We start from the raw sequence: 19,408 nt of genomic DNA on the forward strand, positions 1-19,408 counted from the left end.
TGGCTGGAGGAGAGTTCACCGGAGGCGAAGGCCGTACGGACGCTGCGGAGCTTGTCCAGGTCCCGCGCCCGGCAGACCAGCTGGTTCGCGTGCTTCTCCGCGAGCTGCCCGTGGGTGCGGAGGAAGCCCTTCGTGGAGCGGGACCGGACGGCGGTCGCGCCGCCGGTGCGGTCGAACACCGCCAACCGGCGCGCCAACTCCGCGCCGACCATCTCCTCGAACCGCACCAACGCCAGGAGCTGCTCGGACTGGAACCGGGCCCCGGCCGCGTGCAGCACCTCATCGTCCTCCGCCGCCAGAGCAGCAAGGAACGACAGGGCGGAAGCGGGCAGAGTACGAAGAGGCTCCGTAGTGGTACGGGCCTGGCGGGAAGACTTGGGGGTCAGCGGGTCCGCACGGAACACATCCCCGAGCGAGGGACCAGAACAGCCCTCACCCATGGACGCATCTCCGTCTTCACACCCGCCCCCGAACATCGAGGCGTCCATAGAACAATTATCAATCCCCGCCCACCCCACCACCATGGCCCAGCAGGACTATCTTCCGAACACGAACGAGTTAGTCATTCCGTTCGATTTAATCCGGCGTCACCCGCTCGCAGCAGCACAGCAGGCGAGCCCCTCCCACCCAGGGTTGTCTTGCTCCATGGCGGGCGACGGCGGGACGGACGACGTGAGTGGCTCTGCCGGGGGAGGTCCCGAGCGGCTCACACCTGCCGAGCGACGGGAACTCGACGCGTTGCGCGCGCAGGTCGCAGGGATGCCGCCACAGCCCCAGCGGCACCGGTTGCGGTCGTTCCTCTCCGCTGTACTCCTCGTCATCGCCGCCGTTCTCGCGCCGCGCATCCCGGAGATCCACACCCACTTCACCGTCGTCCAGGGCAAGGACATCGGGAAGGTCAAGACTGCCTTCCGGCTGCTCAAGGCGCTCGGCAACTGGCTGCCCTTCGTCCACTTCCTCCGCACGACCATCCGGACCGTCCTCGTACTCGGCGTCACCGTCGCGCTGGCCGCCTGGCTGGGCGGGCACGGGCGGCGGGCGACACAGGTGCACGGACTCTGGCACGCCGGATTCGCCGCGACGCGGCAGGCCGCCGACCGAATCGGGCTGCAGACCGGGCCCGTGGGGCCGTGGGTCCACCGATTCAAGCCGTGGCTGGTCTGGTGCCTGCTGGGCGCAGCCGCGCTCGCTCTGGTGCTCTGGTCCTATCCGACCGGCGCCGCGGTCGCCTGGCTGGCTCTGGCGGCCGTGGCCGGCCTGGCCGTGATCGAGTTCCTGTTCGACCCCGGCCCCGAGGCTCAACGGGAGGGCCCGGTATGAGCGCAGCATCCGCAGACCCACGAAAGCCCACCCCGACGCCCCCGACCTCAGCCCCCACCCCCTCCGCCGGACTCGGGCGCGCGGCCCGCAAGCGGCTGCGCCGCAGCGAGCTCGGCGCCTGGGCGCCCGCCGTCTACCGTGCCGACCCGATCGCGATCCTGGAGCAGCAGGCCGCCACCCGCGTCCCCGAGCTGGTGCCGATCCGCTACAGCCGGATGGCGGACTCCCGCTTCGCCTTCCTGCGCGGCTCACCCGCCGTCATGGCCGCGGACCTAGCGGCAGGGCCGAACACCGGCCTCGAGGTGCAGCTGTGCGGTGACGCCCACCTCAGCAACTTCGGGCTCTTCGCCGGCCCGGACCGGGAACTGCTCTTCGACCTCAACGACTTCGACGAGACGCTCGCCGGTCCCTTCGAGTGGGACGTCAAGCGTCTCGCCGCCAGCGTCACCGTCGCCGCGCAGCAGAACGGCGCGTCGGAGGCCGACGCAGGCCGCGCCGCCCGCGCCACCGCGAGCGGCTACCGGCTGGCGATGCGCGAGTTGGCCAGGCTCGGCGAGTTCGACGTCTGGTACCGGCGTACCGACGCCGACGCGCTGTTGGGACTGATGCGCCGCAAGTCCCGCCGCCGACAGGCCGAGCAGAATTTCGCCAAGGCGCGCCGCCGGACCAGCCTGCAGGCGCTGGAGAAGCTGACCGTGATGGGTCCGGACGGCGAGCACCGCATCGTCGACGACCCGCCACTCGTCGAGCGGGCACCGCGCGCGGACCTGGCGGTGATTCAGGAGGTCTTCGACGACTACCGCGCCAGTCTCCCGCCCGAGCTGCGCGTGCTGTTGGGGCGTCACCGATTGGTTGACACCGCCCGCAAGGTGGTCGGTGTGGGGAGCGTGGGCACCCGCTGTTTCATCGTGCTGATGCAGGGGCGCGAGCACGGCGACCCGCTCTTCCTGCAGGTCAAGGAGGCAGAGGAGTCGGTGCTCGCCCGTCACCTCGCGCCGAGCCCGCACCGGCACCAGGGGCGCCGCGTCGTGGCCGGACAGCGGCTGCTCCAGGCGGCGGGCGACATCATGCTGGGCTGGGCGACCGGCCCGGAGGGACGCTACTTCTACCTCCGTCAGCTGCGCGACATGAAGGGCTCCGCCGACGTGGACTCCTTCACCGGGAGCGAGCTCCGCCAGTACGCGTCGCTCTGCGGACAGACTCTGGCGCGCGGGCACGCCCGCTCCGGGGACCGGGTGGCGCTGGCCGCGTACCTCGGCACGGGAGACGCCTTCGATCGCGCGATCGCCGAGTTCGCCCTCGACTACGCCGCGCAGACGGCAGCCGACCACGAGGCGCTGCTGCACGCGATCGAGACCGGCCGGGTCAGCGCCCCGAAGTGACCCCGCCCGAACCCGCCCGCATAAGCACTGACGACCCGAGCGCCGACCACACGAGCGCTGACCACACGGGCGCCGATCGCACGAGCGCCGAACCCACACGTCGCGCTCAAGGCGCTCTCCCCCGCGATCAACGATCCGGCCCGCGCGGTACAGGCGCTGGACCACATCGAGGACCTGCTGGTCCTGCTCATCCCCCGCGCACCGGTACGCGGCGGCCTCGCCGGGGACACCCGGCTCTGCTACCCGGTGCGCTGCTGGGCGGACTACGTGAGCGCAGGGACGGACGAGATCCGGCACTTCGGGGCGGACAGCGTGCAGGTCCTGCGCCGCCTCCGCACGCTCTACGAACGTCTCGCCTGGCTCTGCGACGCCCGACAACGCGACGCACTCCGGGTCCGCCTGGAGGCGATGGACCGGCACGCCGCCCAGCACTGGACGCAGGCGCTGGACCGCGCCCTGGTACAGCGGCCCGACGCACAGGGGCTCGGCTCCGAGCTCGGCACCGACCTCAGCTGACGCCCTGAAGGACCCCGCGCGCCCGCCTGTCAAACGGCCGATCTCACGGCCGAGCCGCCTCCGGACGTGCCAGATCCTGCAGTCCGACCACCCGCAGCAGCTCCAGCCGCTCCGCCGAGACGCTGCCCGGGGCGGCCGTGTAGACCAGCAGCCGCTGCTCGCCGCCGTCGTTCACCAGCATCTCGCAGTCCAGCTCCAGCTCCCCCACCACCGGGTGCAGGATGCGCTTCACATCGCTGCGCCGCTGAGCGACGTCGTGCTCCGCCCAGAGCGCCGCGAACTCGGGGGAGGCCGCCAGCAGGCGCTCCACCAGCCGCGTCGCCCGCCGGTCGTCGGGGCGCGACGCCGCGACGGCCCGCAGGTGGGCGGTGTGGGAACGGCCCAGCCGGTCGTGGTCCTCGGCCGGCATGAGGGCCCGGGCCCCGGGCTCGGTGAACCAGCGCCAGACGATGTTCCGTGAGTCCGCCGGCCGTGACGCGGAGTCACCCCACAGCGCCTTGGCCATCGCGTTCTGCACCAGCACCTCACCCAGGTCCGAGACGACCTGCGCGGGGGTGTCCCAGAGGCGGTCCAGGATCAGCAGCAGGCCGGGGCGGATGTGGTCGGCGACCGAGCGGTCGCGCGGCGGCTGCTGTCCGGCGAGGTGGAAGAGGTGGTCGCGCTCGTCGCCGCTGAGGCGCAGCGCGCGGGCCAGCGCGCCGAGGAGCTGAGGGGAGGGGTTCGGGCCGCGCTGCTGCTCGAGCCGGGTGTAGTAGTCCACCGACATGCCCGCCTGCGCGGCGACCTCCTCGCGTCGCAGTCCGGGTGTCCGCCGCCGCGCGCCGTCCGGCAGGCCCAGGTCGGCGGGGCTCAGGCGGGTGCGGGAGCGGCGCAGGAAGTCGGCGAGCGCGGGGCGGTCCATGCGATCCATGCCTCCCAGCATCGCCCATCGCCCAGCCGAGAGCCAGGGATCGCCGATCCCCCGATCAGCGGGTCTCTCCCGCTCTCGCCCGCCCGCCTGCAGGCTTGTGGCAGCGAGAAGAAGAGACCCGACAGGGACCAGCAGGACGGGAAAGAGGAAGACGATGACGACGATTCTGGTGACCGGCGCGACGGGACAGGTCGGACGGCGGTTCGTGCCGCGGCTGCTGCAGTGGACGGCCGCGGGCGAGACGGTCCGGGTCCTTGTGCGCGACCAGGAGCGGGCCGCACGCTTCACCGCGCTGGGCGCGGAGGCCGTGATCGGCGACCTGCGCGACGCGGGCAGCAGGAAGCAGGCGCTGGTCGGCGCGGACGCGGTGGTGAACGTGGCCGCCGCCTTCCGCGGGGTGCCCGAGGAGGAGTCCTGGGCAGTCAACCGTGACGCTGCGGTCGCCCTGGGACGCGAAGCGGCCGAGGCGGGCGTGCGGCGCTTCGTGCAGACGAGCACCAACCTCGTCTACGGCGCCGGTCGCGGGCGGCCCGCCGACGCCGGCGACCCGCTGCTGCCGGAGGAGAGCTGGGGCGTCTACCCGCGGTCCAAGGCGGAGGCCGAGGCGGCACTGGCCGCGCTGCCTGGCCTGGACCCGGTCGTCGTGCGGCTCGCCTTCGTCTACGGCGAGGGCGACCCGCACCTGGCGCAGGCGGCGCACTTCATCGCCGACTGGCCCGCGCACCGGCGGCTGCCCATGGTCCACCACGCCGACGTGGCCCAGGCGCTCTGCCGGGCGCTGCGCACGCCGGGGATCGAGGGCCGCGTCTACAACGCGACCGACGACGCACCGGTCACCGCCTGGGATCTGCACCGCCTCAACGGCACCACGTTCCCGGCCGCGAACGCCGACGCGCCCGACCCTGACCCGTGGAACGGCATCGCGGACAACCTCCCGCTCCGCGACGAGCTGGGCTGGCGCCCGCTCTACCCCTCCGTCTGGACCTCCCGCGACGCCGGCGCGCTGTAACGCCTACGGCACTGTCGCGCCGATCAGGCCACGACCACCGGGCGGTAATGCGTCGTCAGCCGGCCCTCGTCGTCGATCACGTGGAACAGCAGGCCGGGCGGCACCTCTTCGAGCACGGCCGAGGTCCGGCCCGGGCCGTTCTCCCACGGGAGGCGCAGGGTCGACACCACGCCGGGGGCGATCAGCAGCGGACGACCGGCGAAGGTGGTGGCGGCGGGCGCATGGACGTGGCCGCAGAGGAAGGCGAGCAGGTGCGGGTGACGCTCCGCGACCGCGGCGAGGCGGTCCTCGCCGATCTGGCGGATGGAGTCGGTGTAGTCGCTCTGCACGGTGACCGGCGGGTGGTGGAAGCCGACCAGCACCGGGACTTCGCGCGGTGCCCGCGTCAGCACCTCGTCGAGCCAGGCCAGCGTCTCGTCTTCGAGCAGCCCGTGGTGTTCGCCGGGGACGGAGGAGTCGCAGAGCGCGATCACGAAACGGTCCGTCTCCAGCGTCTGGTTGACCGGTCCGTCCGAGGGCGCCTCGCCGAGCAGGCCCTCGCGGAACGGGCGGCGCGCGTCGTGGTTGCCGGGACAGCTCAGCACCGGGTGACGCGAGGTCAGCAGCTTGCGCGCCCGCGCGTACTCCTCGGGCGTGGCGTGGTCAGCGATGTCCCCCGTGACCAGGACCGCGTCGAGGTCGTAGGGCAGCTGCTCCAGATACTCCATCACGGCCCGCGTGCGCGCGGTGCTCCGCCGTTCGGCGCGGCCGCCGCCCGCGTCGATGTGGATGTCGCTCAGATGCGCGATAACGATCATGCGGCCACCCTACGAAGCCCGGCGTCCGCAAGGCCAGGGGGTCGGACCACCCGCCTGGGGGATCGCCGCGATCTCCCGCCGCTGGGACGCTTGCGGGCATGGAGCTGAGCACCGCGCCCGCCGACGCAGTCGCCGTGCTGTCGGCGCGGCTGCGGGCCGTCCTCGCGGGGCTGCCGACCGGGGACGGGGTGGGCGTTTTCGGCGGGGTGTATCTCCAGGTGACGGAGGCGGTCGAAAGGTACCTGGGCGAGGACGGCTACTTCCGCGTACCGGCGGAGGTGGCGCGCCTGAGCACCCTCTTCGCCGACCGCTTCCTCGGCGCGCTGGCCGCGCCCACCCCGCCCGCCTGCTGGCGACCGCTGCTGGCCTTGCGGCGGCATCCGGGGATCCTGCCGGTTCAGTTCGCGCTGTCAGGAATGAACAGCCACATCGAGCACGACCTGCCGCTCTCGGTCGTCGACAGCTGCGTGAGTCTGGGTTGCGCGCCGGAGGAGCTGGCCGCCGACTTCCACCGGATCAACGACGTACTGGCCGCGGTCGAGGACCGCGTCCGCGAGGAACTAGCGCCGCTGCCGCAGGAGTTGGACGTCGCCGATCCGCTGCTGCACCTGCTCGGCTCGTGGAGCATCGACGCCGCCCGCGACGCGGCATGGGCCTCGGCCCGCTTGCTGTGGGAGCTCCGTGACCGCCCCGACGCCTACGACTCCGCGGCCGCGGCGCTGGACCGCTCGACAGGAATGGTCAGCCGCTGCCTGCTCACTCCCCTCGGCGACCTGAGCCACCGAGGAGGCCCGCGAGCCTGAGGCCGGGGCAGGAGTGCGAGTTACGGCTGGACCGCCAGGTCGCACTGATACCAGGTGCCCGGCTTACCGCCGACGTCGGCCGGGTCGGCCGGGCCCACCGGGACGAACCCGGACTTGGTCAGCACCTTCTGGGACGCGACATTCTCGCGGGCTGTGGCCGCCCGCAGTCTGCGGAGCCCGTGCCGCACCGCCGCCAGCCGGCACAGCTCCCGGACGGTCGCGGTCGCCACGCCGCGCCCGGCGACGTGCTGCGCGACCCGGTAGCCGAGCACGGCGGTGCCGTCCTCGAGGTCGTACAGGTTGAACCGGCCCAGAACGGAGCCGTCCTCGGCGACGAACACATAGAAGGCGCAGATGCCGGCCTCCTGCTCAGCCAGCAGGCTTTTGTACCGGTCGGTGAACCGATCGAAGAAGTCGTCCCCGCGGTCGGAGATCGAGGCGGCGAAGTAGCCGCGGTTGGCGCGCTCGAAGGCCAGGACAGCGGGGGCATGGTCAGCATGCAGCAGCTTCAGCTCGGGCACTGCCCAACTCTATCCAGGCGGAACACTGAGGGCCGACTACGGCCTCCCCCGGCCGAAGCTGGGGGAGGCCGTTGGACTACCGGGCGAGCCTCACCAGCTGGCGTGCAGCGGCTTGCCCTCCGCGTAGCCGGCGGCGCTCTGGACGCCGACGATGGCCTTCTCATGGAAGTCGGCCAGCGAGTCCGCACCCGCGTAGGTGCAGGAGGAGCGGACGCCCGCGATGATCGAGTCGATCAGGTCCTCGACGCCGGGACGGGCCGGGTCCAGGAACATCCGCGAGGTGGAGATGCCCTCTTCGAACAGCGCCTTGCGGGCGCGGTCGTAGTTGGACTCCTCGGAGGTGCGGTTGCGCACCGCCCGCGCGGAGGCCATGCCGAAGCTCTCCTTGTACTGGCGGCCGTCGGCGGACGTCTGCAGGTCGCCGGGCGACTCGTAGGTGCCTGCGAACCAGGAGCCGATCATGACGTTGGAGGCGCCGGCGGCCAGCGCCATCGCCACGTCGCGCGGGTGGCGCACGCCGCCGTCGGCCCAGACGTGCTTGCCCAGGCGGCTCGCCTCGGCGGCGCACTCCAGCACGGCGGAGAACTGCGGCCGGCCGACGCCGGTCATCATCCGGGTGGTGCACATGGCGCCGGGGCCGACGCCGACCTTGAGGATGTCCGCGCCCGCCTCGACCAGGTCGCGCACGCCCGCCGCCGAGACGACGTTGCCCGCGACGATCGGGACCTGAGGGTCCAGACCGCGCACGGCCTGGAGCGCATTGATCATCGACTCCTGGTGGCCGTGGGCGGTGTCCACGATGAGGACGTCCGCGCCGGCCTCAAGCAGCGACTTGGCCTTGCCGGCCACGTCGCCGTTGATGCCGACCGTCGCGGCGATGCGCAGCTTCCCGTCCGTGTCGACCGCGGGGCGGTAGAGAGTGGCGCGCAGGGCGGCCTTGCGGGTCAGGATGCCGACCAGGTCGCCGCGGCCGTCCACGACGGGGGCGAGCTTGCGGTGGGCGCCGGAGAGGCGTTCGAACGCCTCCCGCGGGTCGATGCCCTCCTCAAGGAGCAGCAGCTCCTTGGTCATCACCGAGGCGAGGCTGGTGAAGCGGTCCACGCCCTTGCAGTCGGCCTCGGTGACGACGCCGACCGGCTTGCCGTCCTCGACCACGACCAGCGCGCCGTGGGCACGCTTCGGCAGCAGGGAGATGGCGTCGGCGACCGTCGCGCTCGGAGCGAGCGTCACGGCGGTGTCGTGGACGAGGTGGCGCTGCTTGACCCAGGTCACGACGTCCGAGACGACCTCGATCGGAATGTCCTGCGGGATGGCGACGATGCCGCCTCGGCGGGCCACCGTCTCGGCCATCCGGCGGCCGGCGACCGCGGTCATGTTGGCCACGACCAGCGGGATGGTGGTGCCGGTCCCGTCGTTGCTGGAGAGGTCGACCGCCTGCCGCGATCCCACCGCCGAACGGCTGGGGACCATGAAGACGTCGTCGTACGTGAGGTCGTAGGGCACGGCGGGACGGGAGTCCAGCTCGCCCGTGACGGGATTCAAGAACCGCATGACTCCAGCGTACGGGGCCGGTCATCGCGGTTCATGGCGCAACACTACAAGGCAGCGGGCCGGAAGGGGCCCCCGCCTTGTAGGAACATCCAAGTTCAGTTGTAGCTACACACAAGCTTTGATCATCAGACCCGGCGAAGCCAGGGCGCGTTGTCGGTTGCGGCCTGCGCCTTGGCCCGCAGCGCCTCGATCGCGGCGGCCGGGTCGTCCGCGCCGTAGACGGCGGAGCCCGCGACGAAGACGTCCGCGCCCGCGTCGGCGCAGCGTTCGATCGTGGACGCCGAGACCCCGCCGTCGACCTGGAGCCAGAGCTGCAGCCCGTGCCGGTCGATCAGCTGCCGGGTGCGGCGGATCTTGGGCAGCATGATGTCGAGGAAGGACTGGCCGCCGAAGCCCGGCTCGACCGTCATGATCAGCACCATGTCGAGCTCGGGGAGCAGGTCCTCATAGGGCTCGATCGGCGTGGCCGGCTTGAGCGCCATCGACGCGCGCGCGCCGAGCGCGCGCAGGTTGCGGGCGAGCCGGACCGGCGCGGCGGCGGCCTCGACGTGGAAGGTCACCGAGCCCGCGCCCGCCTCCGCGTACTGCGGGGCCCAGCGATCCGGATCCTGGATCATCAGGTGGCAGTCGAGCGGGATGTCCGTGGCCTTGCGCAGCGACTCCACGATCGGCAGACCGAGCGTCAGATTCGGCACGAAGTGGTTGTCCATGACGTCCACATGCAGCCAGTCGGCCCCGCGCACGGCCTCCGCCTCCTCGGCGAGCCGGGCGAAGTCGGCGGACAGGATGCTGGGACAGATCTGGGGCATCTCACGCACTCTCGTTGAGTCCAGGTCAGGGACGGTATGCGGGGCTGTTCGGGGGTACGGCCCTGCGGGCCATCATGCCGTACGGCGGCAGGCCCGCTGCGAGCACTTCCGGCTACCTCCGGCTACTTCCTGCGCAGCAGCGCGAGGTACATCGCGTCCGTGCCGTGCAGGTGCGGCCAGAGCTGGATGTCAGGGCCGTCGCCGAGCTCCGGCACGCCGGGCAGCAGCGGGCGGGCGTCGATCCACTCGACGTCGTCGCGGTCCTTGAGGATGTCGTGGACCACGACGCGGGTCTCGGCCAGGTGCGGCGAGCAGGTCGCGTAGCCGACGACGCCGCCGGGGCGGGCGGCCTCGATGGCCGAGCGGAGCAGCGCCCGCTGCAGCGGCGCGAAGTTCGCCACGTCCGCCGGGCGGCGACGCCAGCGCGACTCGGGACGGCGGCGCAGCGCACCGAGGCCGGAGCAGGGGACGTCGACGAGCACGCGGTCGAAGCTGCCGGGCTTCCACGCCGGACGGGTGCCGTCGGCGGTGATCACGACGTACGGGCCGGGGTTGCCGTCGAGCGCGCGGGCGACCAACCGGGCGCGGTGCGGCTGCGCCTCGGAGGCGACCAGCGCTGCGCCGCGCTCGGCGGCGAGCGCGGCGAGCAGCGCGGCCTTGCCGCCCGGGCCCGCGCAGCCGTCGAGCCAGACGGCGTCCCGCCCGCCGTCCAGCGGCGCGGCGGCGAGCGCGGCGGCGACCAGCTGGCTGCCCTCGTCCTGGACACCGGCACGGTTCTCGCGGACGGCCTTGAGGTCCGCAGGGTCGCCGCCCTCGGCGAGGCGCAGCGCGTAGGGGGACCAGCGGCCGGGCTCGGTGACGCTGCCGCGGTGCGGGTGGCGTGCATGCTGCGCTTGGTGCGCGTCGTGCTGGCGGGCGTCGTCTCCCGCACTGCTCACCTCGCCGCCGTCCTGCCCACCGGGGTGCTCCTCGCCGGCGTGCTCCTCGCGGGCGTCCCGCTCCAGGGCCTCGCGCAGCTCCTCGACCGTCGAGCGGCCGGGGCGGGCGACCAGCGTCACCGCCGGGCGTTCGTTGTCCGCGGCGAGCAGCTGCTCCATCGCCGTCCGGCCGGCGGACTGCGGCTGCCAGACGCCGAGGGAGTCCCACAGCGCGGAGACGACCCAGCGCGGGTGAGAGAAGAGCACGCCGAGGTGTTCTTCGGCGTCATCCTCGTAGGGCGGAGCGACCTGCTCCAGCCAGGTGTCGAGGTCGTGCTGGGAGATCTTGCGCAGCACGGCGTTGACGAACTTCGCCGGGCCCTCCGTCAGCACGGTCCGCGCGAGGTCCACCGTGGCGGAGACGGCGGCGTGGGTCGGGATCCGGGTGGCCAGCAGCTGGTGCGCGCCGAGCGAGATCACGTCGAGCACCGGCGGATCGATCCGGCTCAACGGACGGTCGACACAGGCGGCGATGATCGCGTCGTAGCTGCCGCGCATCCGGAGGGTGCCGTAGACCAGCTCGGTGGCGAAGGCGGCGTCGCGGCGGCTGAAGTTCACGTCCTGCTCGGCCTTGCGCAGCAGCGCGGGGAGGACCAGGTTCGCGTAGGCGTCGCGCTCGTCCACGGCGCGCAGCGCGTCGAAGGCCACCCGGCGCGCCGGGTCCTGCGCGGGCTTGCGGTAGGGACGCTTCTTCGCGGAGGCGCTGCTCGCGGGGGCGTTGCTCGCGGGGCGGCGGGGTGGAGTCGTCATCTGCTCGGGCCTTACTGAAGGTGCTGGCGGTTGCTATCTGAGTGATCCAAGTCTGGGTATTCCATGATGCCCCATTTTCGGCCACGGGTCGGCCTGACGGAATGTCAGAAAAATGCCGGGCGTGCACCGGGTGCGGCGTCAGCCCAGGCGCTCGCGCTCCTCGACGCGCGCGCCGCGGGCCCAGTCCCCCGCCGACATCCGCTTCTTGCCCTGCGGCTGGACCTCGCCCAGCTCGACCTCGTGCGAGCCCGTCCCCACCCGGACCGTGTTCTTCTGCACCAGGACCTCGCCAGGACCCAGCTCCGAACGGCCCGCCGCCAGCCGCAGCGAGGCGACCTTCAGCCGCTCGCCACGGAACTCCGTCCACGCCCCCGGGGCGGGCGAGCAGCCGCGCACCACCCGGTCGACGCGGAGCGCGGGCGTGTTCCAGTCGATGCGTGCGTCCTCGACGCTGATCTTCGGGGCCAGGCTGATCCCCTCCCCGGGCTGCGGACGCGCCTCCAGGCTGCCGTCCTCGATCCCGTCCATCGTCGCCACCAGCAGCCTGGCGCCCGACACCGACAGCCGGCCGAGCAGGTCGCCGCTGGTGTCGTCGTAGCGGATCTCCTCGGTGACCGTCCCGTAGACCGGGCCGGAGTCGAGACCCTGCTCGATCAGGAAGGTCGACGCGCCGGTGACCTCGTCGCCGGCCAGCACCGCGTGCTGCACGGGAGCGGCCCCACGCCAGGCCGGGAGCAGCGAGAAGTGCAGGTTGACCCAGCCGCGTGCGGGGACGTCGAGGGCGACCTTGGGCAGCAGCGCACCGTAGGCGACGACCGGGCAGCAGTCCGGGCCGATCTCGGCGAGGCGGGCCAGGAACTCGGGGTCGCGCGGCTTCCCCGGCCTGAGCACCTCGATGCCCGCCTCCTCCGCGCGCTGCGCGACCGGGCTGGCGACCAGCTTCCGTCCGCGTCCGGCGGGTGCGTCGGGCCGGGTCACGACGGCGACGACCTCGTGCCGGGAGGCGATCAGCGCGTCGAGGGCCGGGACGGCGACCTCGGGCGTGCCTGCGAAGACCAGCTTCATGGAGTGTGCCTTGCCTTTCGGAGCTGAACGGGCGATCGGGGCGGGCGGGCGCGGCGCCGCGACGGGGTCAGAGCGCGCGGCCGAAGGTGCTGTGCGGGGAGACCCGCACCTGCGGGGCGGCCTCGTCGGCCCACTCCGCCTCGCGGATCGCCCGCATCGCCTCCTTGCGGTGCTCGCGGTCCAGGCGGTCGATGAAGATGATCCCGTCCAGGTGGTCGGTCTCATGCTGGATGCAGCGCGCGAGCAGCCGGGTGCCCTCGATGGTCACCGGGTCGCCGTGCATGTTGAAGCCCTTGGCGACGACGCCATAGGCGCGGCGGGTGTCGAAGCTCAGCCCCGGGAGGGAGAGGCAGCCCTCCTCGCCGTCCTGCTGCTCCTCGGTCAGATCGAGGCTCGGGTTGACGAGATGGCCCAGTTCACCGTCCACGTGGTAGGTGAACACCCGCAGCGAGACCCCGATCTGAGGTGCCGCCAGGCCGGAGCCGGGAGCGTCCTGCATGGTCTCGGTGAGGTTCTTGACGAGCGTGCGCAGCTCCTTGTCGAAGGTGGTGACCGGCTGCGCGGTCATGCGCAGCACCGGGTCACCGAAGATGCGGATCGGCTGGATGGCCACGTCGCGGACTCCCGTCGTCAGGATGGAGGCGTGCAGAGGCGGCGGCGCGCCGTCCCAAGGGGCTGGGAGCGGAGCTCCGCCGTGCACAGGACGACAAGTCTATGAGGTCCGGAGCGCTCTCCGGGTGGGGGCTCACGTGTCCGGTGCGCGCCAACGGCGCAAGCCCCGTGCGCCCTCGCGCGCGCCCCCATCGTGACCGATCCGACACTTCGCCCGTTGGTCAAAGGAGATTGACCGCCTGAACCTCCCCTCGCGGTCCGCCCGCCGCCGTCCGAGAGGCCACACACTCGCCATGGTCGAACACGCAACGCACGACGCCCGCGCCAGGGCCAGCCTGCACCTGCTGGTCCGCGACATCGAACGGGTGCGCCGCCAGGTCGACGCGCTACGCACCCTGACCGCCCAGCTCGGCAACGTCTATCGGCCGCGCCGCCCCACCACGGCGGCGGGTTTCGTCGTCTACGGCCGCGCCCCCGCCCCGACGGTCCGCCTCGCGCAGGAGCTGCGCGACAGCGTGGAGGGACTGGTCGCCGCGGCGGTCGAGTTCGACCGTTCGCTCGGCTTCTCCTGGGACGCGGTGGGCTCCGCGCTCGGGGTCACCAAGCAGGCGGTGCACCGCCGCTACGGCGTCCGCCGCAACACGCCCGACGGCGCGCCACTCCAGCCGGGACCGCAGCGCACGCCCATGGACGACGACGAGGAGGACGCGATCGTCGCCGAGTCCCCGGGGCTGCCGATGGGGACAGACCTGCCACTGCCGCAGCAGCAGGGGCTGCGCTCGCCCCTCGCGCCCATCCCCTCGGCCCGCCGAGGCCCGGCCCTTCCGGCCCGCTACCCGGGCTGAGCGGGCCGGCTGGGCCGCCCCCGCTGTGCAGCCCGGAGCGGATCGTGAAGCCGCCGGACGCCGGGAGCTCACCGAGCGCGCGCAGGTGGCCACCGGACGTGGCCCTCAGCCGATGTCCGGCGGGTCGATCCTGACCCGGACCGGGTCCGCACGGCCACGGGCCAGCCTGGCCGCCTGCGCCGCCTTGAGCGCGGTGGCCAGCGCCGCACCCCGGCCCGGGGCGACGCGCAGCAGCACGCGGTCGACGCGCTCCTCACCCCGGCCCACCGGCACCGCGACCGGGCCGAGCAGATCGGTGCCCTCGGGGAGCCGGGTGAGTGCGAGAAGATCGGAAACGGCGGCCGGTGCGCCGGTGACCGCGGCCATCCTGGACACCGGCGGGAAGCCCAGCTCCGCCCGCTCCGCGAGCTCGGTGGCCGCGTGCCCGGCGGGGTCCCAGCGGACCAGCGCCTGCACGGGGCGCAGCGAGGGCTCCGCGACGACCACGACCGCGCCGCCCTGCTCCGCCCCGCGCACCAGCGCGCTCGCGGAGAGCCAGCGTCGCAACGCCTCCTCGCCCGCGCGCAGGTCCGGTCGGCCGAGCAGGACCCAGGCGTCGAGCAGCAGCGCCGCGGCGTAGCCGGGGCCTTCGGCGACCGGCTCGGCGCCGGGCGTGGAGACGATCAGCGCGGGCGTCCCCGGCACCGTCCCCAAGATGCTGTCACGACCCGAGGTCCGCACCGGAACCGAGGGGAAGGCCCGGCCGAGCTCGTCGGCGGTGCGGCGGGCGCCGAAGACCTGGGCCCGCAGTGTGAAACCGCCGCACTCGCGGCAGTGCCAGTCCGCCTCGGGGCGGCCGCACCAGGTGCAGCTGAGCGGACCGGCCGCGTCGTGGGCCTCGAGCGGTCCCGCGCAGTGTGCGCAGCGCGCCTGTTCGCGGCAGCGCGCACAGGAGAGCCGGGGGACGTAGCCACGCCTGGGCACCTGGACCAGGACCGGGCCGTGCGCGAGCGCGTCCCTGACCACTCGCCAGGCGAGGGTCGGCAGCCGCGCGGCGAACGCCGCCGCGTCCCCGGCCTGATCGTGGTCGCCGACAGTGCGCACCAGCGGCGCGGCGCGGCGGACCTCCTCGCGGGCGGCGGCCAGCGGCCGGGCCCAGCCGGTGCGCAGCAGCTGCGCGGCCTCCACGGTCACGGCGAACCCGCCGACGAGCGCGGCCGCGCCCGTTTCGGCCCCGCGCAGCAGCAGCACGTCACGGGCGTGCGGCTGGGGGGCGTGCGGCTCGCTGTGGGAGCTGTCGCCGTCGTCCCAGACGGCGACCAGTCCCAGGTCCGCGACGGGTGCGAACATCGCCGCGCGCGTCCCGACGACGGCCCGCACCGCGCCCCGGCTGACGGCCAGCCAACGCCGGTACCGCTCCTCGGCGCCGAGCTCCGCCGTGAGCGCGACGTGCCGTGCCTCGCCCACGAGCGCGGTGAGCGCCTGGTCCAGGCGGGCGACGGCACGCCCGTCCGGCAGCAGGACGAGCGCACCGCGCCCGGAGGCGAGCGTCGCGGCGACGGCGCGGGCGAGCTCGTCCGGCCAGGTCGGCCCCGGCAGCGCGGACCACACCGCTCGCGGCGACTCGCCCGCCGCCAGGGCGTGCAGGAAGGAAGGGCCGTCGGCGTAGCGGGCCCAGCCGCCGGACTCGGGCGCGGGCACCGGTCCGGCCGGCGGTTCGGGCACGGGCTCGGCCTCGGGCTTGTTGTGCTTGGGCGGCACGGCCAGCTGCAGCACGTCCGCGAGCGTCCCCGCGTAGCGGTCGGCGACAGCGCGGCAGAGCCGCAGCAGCTCCGGTGTGAGCACCCGCTCCGGCGACAGCACCTGCGCGAGCGGCGCCAGCGGGCCGGCGAAGTCGCTGGCCGCGAGCCGCTCGACGACGTACCCGTCGACGAGCTTCCCACCCTCGCGCCGCCCCTGCCCCTTGACCACGCGCCCACCGAAACGCACCCGCACCCGCACGCCCGGCTGCGCGGCCTCGGCGAGGCGGGCGGGGACCGCGTAGTCGAAGTACTGGTCGAGATGCGACAGGCCCTTGTCCACGACCACGCGGGCAACCGGCAGCGTCTCCGCGACCGGCTTGGGCTTGGGCCGCGCCTTGGCGCGCCGCAGCTCGGTCCGGATCAGCTCGAGCTGCTCGCTCTGCGGCTCGGGGGCTGTGAGTTCGGGAGCTGTGGGTTGGGCAGCCGTGGGCTCGGGTGCTGCGTCATCTGAAGCTGCGAGCGCAGGCGCTGTGGGTTCAGAAGCTGGGTGTTCGGAGTGGGCCATCGCTCCCCCAGTCCTACCAGATGCCACCGACAGGCCGCTTCATCCGCCGCCGCTGGCGGGCTCAGCCCAACGCGCGGACCGCCTCGGCCACCGGAGTCGCGCCGCCGATGAGTTCCAGCGTGCGGCCGACTCCGGCGCCGGTCGTCAGCAACTCGGCGAGGACAAGGGCGACGTCCTCCCGCGACACCGCGCCGGCGCGGAGCGGCGGGTCGGCGAGAGTGACCAGGCCGGTCGAGGGGGTGTCCAGGAGGCGGCCGGGGCGGAGCACCGTCCAGTCCAGCGCGCGGGCGCGCAGGTCCTCCTCGGCCTGGGTCTTGGCGTCGACGTAGGCGGCCCAGACGGCGTCGGTGCCGGGGGCGGGCGGGCTGCCTGCGCCCATCGTCGAGATCTGCGCGAAGCGGCGCACCCCCGCCGCCTCCGCGGCCTGCGCGAGGAGGACGGAGCCGTCGCGGTCGACGGTGTACTTGCGCTCCGCGCTGCTGCCAGGCCCGGCGCCGGCGGCGAAGACAGCCGCGTCGGCGGCGTGCTCGCGGAGCGCGGCGGCGACCGTGGCGGCGTCGGAGCGCTCCAGGTCGAGGACGACGGGCTCGGCTCCGGCCGCGCGGAGGTCGGCCGCCTGGGCGGGGTCGCGGACCAGGCCCACGGCGAGGTCGCCGCGGCGGGCCAACTCACGGGCGAGGTGAAGGGCGATCTGGCCGTGGCCTCCGGCGATGACGATGCGCATGGCCGCACGCTAGCCCCGCCGGGGCGTGTTTGCCGTGCGGCGGGCGACGTGTTGGGATAAATGAACAGCTATTCGCTTATAGCGGAGGGCGGGCGCGGTCTCATGGCAGGTCGGCCGAGAACGATGGACGACTCGGCGATCCTGGCGGCCGCCGTCCGGGTGATGGGCCGGACCGGGCCCGTGAGACTGACGCCGGCTCTGATCGCCGAGGAGGTCGGCCTGGTGCCGGGCACGCTCATGCAGCGCTTCGGCTCCAAGCGCGGCCTGCTGCTGGCACTGTCCGAGCGGTCACTGCCAGCATCACCCTGACGGTCGTCTGTACCTGCTGAGCACCCAGCCCCGGAGGGCGCGCGATGGCTGCCGCCGCACGCCCTCTCGTTCGAAGAGGCTCCGAATCAGATGTCCAAGGTCACCTCGTAGCGGCGGAGCCAGGAGTCCAGGGCGAGCACGATCTCGCCGGAGTTGCGGATGTCCGCCCCGGGGGCGGAGGCGACGGCCTCCGTCACGGCCGGGAGATCGAGCAGGTCGCGGACGGCCGCGTTCGGGTCGGCGAGGAGGTCGTGGAGGTCGGCACGGAGCGCCTCGGCGTAGCGGGGGTCCTGGGTCGAGGGATACGGGCTCTTGACCCGCTCGGCGATGCTGTCCGGCAGGACGTCCCGGCACGCGGCGCGCAGCAGGGACTTCTCCCGGCCGTCGAAGCTCTTCATCGCCCACGGCGCGTTGAAGACGTACTGCACGAGACGGTGGTCGCAGAAGGGCACCCGCACCTCCAGGCCGGTGGCCATCGACGCGCGGTCCTTGCGGTCCAGCAGAATCTGCACGAAGCGGGTGAGGTGGAGGTAGCTGACCTCGCGCATCCGGCGCTCCAGGCTGGTCTCGCCCGCCAGCCGGGGTGCGTCGGCCAGTGCCTCCTCGTAGCGGGCCCGCTGGTAGCCGGGGATGTCCAGCTTGGCGAGCAGGCCGGGGGCCAGGAGCGCGTTGGGGGCGAGCCGGGTGTTCTGCGCGGCGAAACCCTGCTCGATGGCGAACAGCCAGGGGAAGGTGCCGCTGTTGACGGCCTGCGGGTCGTGGAACCAGCTGTAGCCGCCGAAGACCTCGTCCGCCGCCTCGCCCGAGATGGCGACGGTCGACCGCCGGCGGATCTCCTTGAAGAGGAGGTAGAGGGAGGTGTCGCCCTCGCCGAGGCTGAACGGCAGGTCTCGGGCGGTGACGACGACGTCGCGGTTGGCACGGTTCATCAGGTCGGCGGTGTCCAGCAGGACGACGCTGTGGTCGGCTGCGACGTGCGTGGCCAGCGCGTGCGCGAACGGGCCGTCAGGCGTGCCGCGCAGCGCGTCCGGCCTGAAGTTCTCCGTCTGCCCGACGAAGTCGACCGCGAAGGAGCGCACCGGCCCGTGCCCCGTCTCGGCGAGGCCCTTGGCCGCCAGGGCGGTGATGACGGAGGAGTCCAGGCCGCCGGAGAGGAGCGTGCACAGCGGCACGTCCGCGACGAGTTGGCGGGCGACGATGTCGTCGAGCAGCTCGCGCACGTGGCCGATGGTGGTGTCCAGGTCGTCGGTGTGCTCGCGCGCCTCGAGCGACCAGTACCGCCGCTCGGTGATGCCCTCGCGGCGTACGCGCAGCGTGTGGCCGGGCCGCAGCTCGCGCATGCCGCGGTAGACCGCGTGGCCGGGCGTCTTGACGAAGGCGAGCAACTCGGCGAAGCCCTCCACGTCCACAGCTGCTGTGACGGCCGGGTGAGCCAGGATCGCCTTGGGTTCGGAGCCGAAGATCACCCCGTCCGAGGTCTCGAACCAGTAGAGCGGCTTGATGCCCATCCGGTCACGGACCAGCAGCAGCTCTTCCCGCCGGGTGTCCCACAGCGCGAAGGCGTACATGCCGTTGAGGTGTGCGGTGAAGTCCTCGCCCCACTCCAGGTAGGCGTGGAGGGCCACCTCGGTGTCGCTGCGGGTACGGAAGCTGTGGCCCCGGGCCGCCAGTTGGTCGCGCAGCTCGCGGTAGTTGTAGATCTCGCCGCTGTAGCTCACGGCGAGCAGCGTCCGGCCGTCCTGATCCACCGTCATGGGCTGCGTGCCGCCCTCGATGTCGATGACGGCGAGCCGGCGGTGCCCTAAGCCCACGTGTCGGTCCAGCCAGACGCCCCCGGCGTCCGGGCCGCGGCAGAGCATGGTCTCGGTCATGGCGCCGAGGGTGGTGTCGGTGGCGTGCTCGGTGCTGAGGTCCCTGTCGAACGCGACCCATCCGGTGATCCCGCACATGCGGCTGCGTTGCCCTTCTGCGACGGTCGGCTGCGTCGCCCCGGGTGGTGGGCGGGGCGCGACCGGTCTCGTACGGCCGCCGACGAGACGACGCTAGAAGCGGTTCATGTACGAAACAACCACACGTGCGGCAACAAGGACAGGATCAGGCCATTCGCGCGCCGCGTGTCTCCGGGGACGAAGCTCCTATAGATCGTCAAGCGGTCTGGAGGAGCGGTTTCGGTGTGGTTGATGGGCGGGTGAGGTGCTTGTAGACCTCGCGGGCGATGAAGC

19 protein-coding genes are annotated in these 19,408 nt (G+C 73.1%); 7 read left to right on the top strand and 12 right to left on the bottom strand.

Annotated elements, in window-relative coordinates; all coding sequences use genetic code 11:
* Window positions 1-278: hypothetical protein (locus ABIA32_RS33110; RefSeq protein ID WP_370103506.1), on the bottom strand; the 278-nt coding region annotated here is incomplete at its 3' end.
* Window positions 279-759: 481 nt separating this feature from the next.
* Here ABIA32_RS33110 and ABIA32_RS33115 point away from each other — a divergent pair.
* The 3 genes from ABIA32_RS33115 (at window position 760) to ABIA32_RS33125 (ending at window position 3,218) form a co-directional block, all read left to right on the top strand.
* Window positions 760-1,320, top strand: coding sequence for a hypothetical protein (locus ABIA32_RS33115; RefSeq protein WP_370103508.1), 561 nt, complete (start codon window positions 760-762; stop codon window positions 1,318-1,320).
* Entirely contained in the window at window positions 1,317-2,702 is a 1,386-nt protein-coding gene (locus tag ABIA32_RS33120) for a DUF2252 domain-containing protein (protein ID WP_370103510.1), read from the top strand. Before ABIA32_RS33115 ends, ABIA32_RS33120 begins: the two co-directional genes overlap by 4 nt.
* Window positions 2,703-2,777: 75 nt before the next feature.
* Window positions 2,778-3,218: a DUF2254 family protein gene (locus tag ABIA32_RS33125; protein WP_370103540.1), complete on the top strand. Its 441-nt coding sequence runs from the start codon at window positions 2,778-2,780 to the stop codon at window positions 3,216-3,218.
* Between the two features lie 43 nt (window positions 3,219-3,261).
* Here ABIA32_RS33125 and ABIA32_RS33130 read toward each other — a convergent pair whose 3' ends face one another.
* Entirely contained in the window at window positions 3,262-4,119 is an 858-nt protein-coding gene (locus ABIA32_RS33130; protein ID WP_370103542.1) for a helix-turn-helix transcriptional regulator, read from the bottom strand.
* A 163-nt stretch (window positions 4,120-4,282) separates the two neighbouring features.
* Between ABIA32_RS33130 and ABIA32_RS33135 the strand changes: the two genes are divergently transcribed.
* The gene (locus ABIA32_RS33135; RefSeq protein ID WP_370103512.1) at window positions 4,283-5,137 is read left to right on the top strand and encodes an NAD-dependent epimerase/dehydratase family protein; all 855 of its coding nucleotides are present in this window, start codon (window positions 4,283-4,285) and stop codon (window positions 5,135-5,137) included.
* A gap of 23 nt (window positions 5,138-5,160) precedes the next feature.
* On the opposite strand, the gene ABIA32_RS33140 is transcribed toward ABIA32_RS33135, so the two are convergent.
* Entirely contained in the window at window positions 5,161-5,934 is a 774-nt protein-coding gene (locus ABIA32_RS33140; RefSeq protein ID WP_370103514.1) for a phosphodiesterase, read from the bottom strand.
* Window positions 5,935-6,032: 98 nt separating this feature from the next.
* On the opposite strand from ABIA32_RS33140, the gene ABIA32_RS33145 reads away from it, so the two are divergent.
* Window positions 6,033-6,737: a DUF5995 family protein gene (locus ABIA32_RS33145; RefSeq protein WP_370103516.1), complete on the top strand. Its 705-nt coding sequence runs from the start codon at window positions 6,033-6,035 to the stop codon at window positions 6,735-6,737.
* 20 nt (window positions 6,738-6,757) lie between these two features.
* Here ABIA32_RS33145 and ABIA32_RS33150 read toward each other — a convergent pair whose 3' ends face one another.
* The 6 genes from ABIA32_RS33150 to def all read right to left on the bottom strand — a co-directional run bounded on the left by ABIA32_RS33150 (window position 6,758) and on the right by def (window position 13,023).
* Complete coding sequence (locus tag ABIA32_RS33150) at window positions 6,758-7,258, bottom strand: GNAT family N-acetyltransferase (protein ID WP_370103518.1); 501 nt, start codon at window positions 7,256-7,258, stop codon at window positions 6,758-6,760.
* A gap of 90 nt (window positions 7,259-7,348) precedes the next feature.
* Window positions 7,349-8,809, bottom strand: a complete 1,461-nt coding sequence (locus ABIA32_RS33155) for a GuaB1 family IMP dehydrogenase-related protein (RefSeq protein ID WP_370103520.1) — start codon at window positions 8,807-8,809, stop codon at window positions 7,349-7,351.
* A gap of 125 nt (window positions 8,810-8,934) precedes the next feature.
* Window positions 8,935-9,618 (bottom strand): ribulose-phosphate 3-epimerase, encoded by a 684-nt coding sequence (gene rpe, locus ABIA32_RS33160; protein WP_370103522.1) that lies wholly within the window; start codon window positions 9,616-9,618, stop codon window positions 8,935-8,937.
* 122 nt (window positions 9,619-9,740) lie between these two features.
* Window positions 9,741-11,345, bottom strand: coding sequence for an RsmB/NOP family class I SAM-dependent RNA methyltransferase (locus ABIA32_RS33165; protein WP_370103524.1), 1,605 nt, complete (start codon window positions 11,343-11,345; stop codon window positions 9,741-9,743).
* A gap of 138 nt (window positions 11,346-11,483) precedes the next feature.
* The gene (fmt, locus tag ABIA32_RS33170; RefSeq protein ID WP_370103526.1) at window positions 11,484-12,410 is read right to left on the bottom strand and encodes a methionyl-tRNA formyltransferase; all 927 of its coding nucleotides are present in this window, start codon (window positions 12,408-12,410) and stop codon (window positions 11,484-11,486) included.
* A gap of 67 nt (window positions 12,411-12,477) precedes the next feature.
* The gene (def, locus tag ABIA32_RS33175; RefSeq protein WP_370103528.1) at window positions 12,478-13,023 is read right to left on the bottom strand and encodes a peptide deformylase; all 546 of its coding nucleotides are present in this window, start codon (window positions 13,021-13,023) and stop codon (window positions 12,478-12,480) included.
* 292 nt (window positions 13,024-13,315) lie between these two features.
* On the opposite strand from def, the gene ABIA32_RS33180 reads away from it, so the two are divergent.
* Entirely contained in the window at window positions 13,316-13,867 is a 552-nt protein-coding gene (locus ABIA32_RS33180) for a hypothetical protein (RefSeq protein WP_370103530.1), read from the top strand.
* Window positions 13,868-13,972: 105 nt separating this feature from the next.
* On the opposite strand, the gene ABIA32_RS33185 is transcribed toward ABIA32_RS33180, so the two are convergent.
* Together ABIA32_RS33185 and ABIA32_RS33190 are read right to left on the bottom strand one after the other, a co-directional pair.
* A complete protein-coding gene (locus tag ABIA32_RS33185; RefSeq protein WP_370103532.1) occupies window positions 13,973-16,153 on the bottom strand; it encodes a primosomal protein N' in 2,181 nt (726 codons plus the stop codon).
* Between the two features lie 61 nt (window positions 16,154-16,214).
* Window positions 16,215-16,877: an SDR family oxidoreductase gene (locus ABIA32_RS33190; RefSeq protein ID WP_370103534.1), complete on the bottom strand. Its 663-nt coding sequence runs from the start codon at window positions 16,875-16,877 to the stop codon at window positions 16,215-16,217.
* A gap of 123 nt (window positions 16,878-17,000) precedes the next feature.
* Here ABIA32_RS33190 and ABIA32_RS33195 point away from each other — a divergent pair, with 123 nt between their 5' ends.
* Complete coding sequence (locus ABIA32_RS33195) at window positions 17,001-17,186, top strand: helix-turn-helix domain-containing protein (RefSeq protein ID WP_370103536.1); 186 nt, start codon at window positions 17,001-17,003, stop codon at window positions 17,184-17,186.
* Window positions 17,187-17,272: 86 nt separating this feature from the next.
* Here ABIA32_RS33195 and asnB read toward each other — a convergent pair whose 3' ends face one another.
* The gene (gene asnB, locus ABIA32_RS33200) at window positions 17,273-19,135 is read right to left on the bottom strand and encodes an asparagine synthase (glutamine-hydrolyzing) (protein WP_370103538.1); all 1,863 of its coding nucleotides are present in this window, start codon (window positions 19,133-19,135) and stop codon (window positions 17,273-17,275) included.
* Window positions 19,136-19,408: the final 273 nt, after the last annotated feature.

The organism is Streptacidiphilus sp. MAP12-20 (genome assembly GCF_041262525.1).
In the GTDB taxonomy this organism is placed as follows: domain Bacteria; phylum Actinomycetota; class Actinomycetes; order Streptomycetales; family Streptomycetaceae; genus Streptacidiphilus.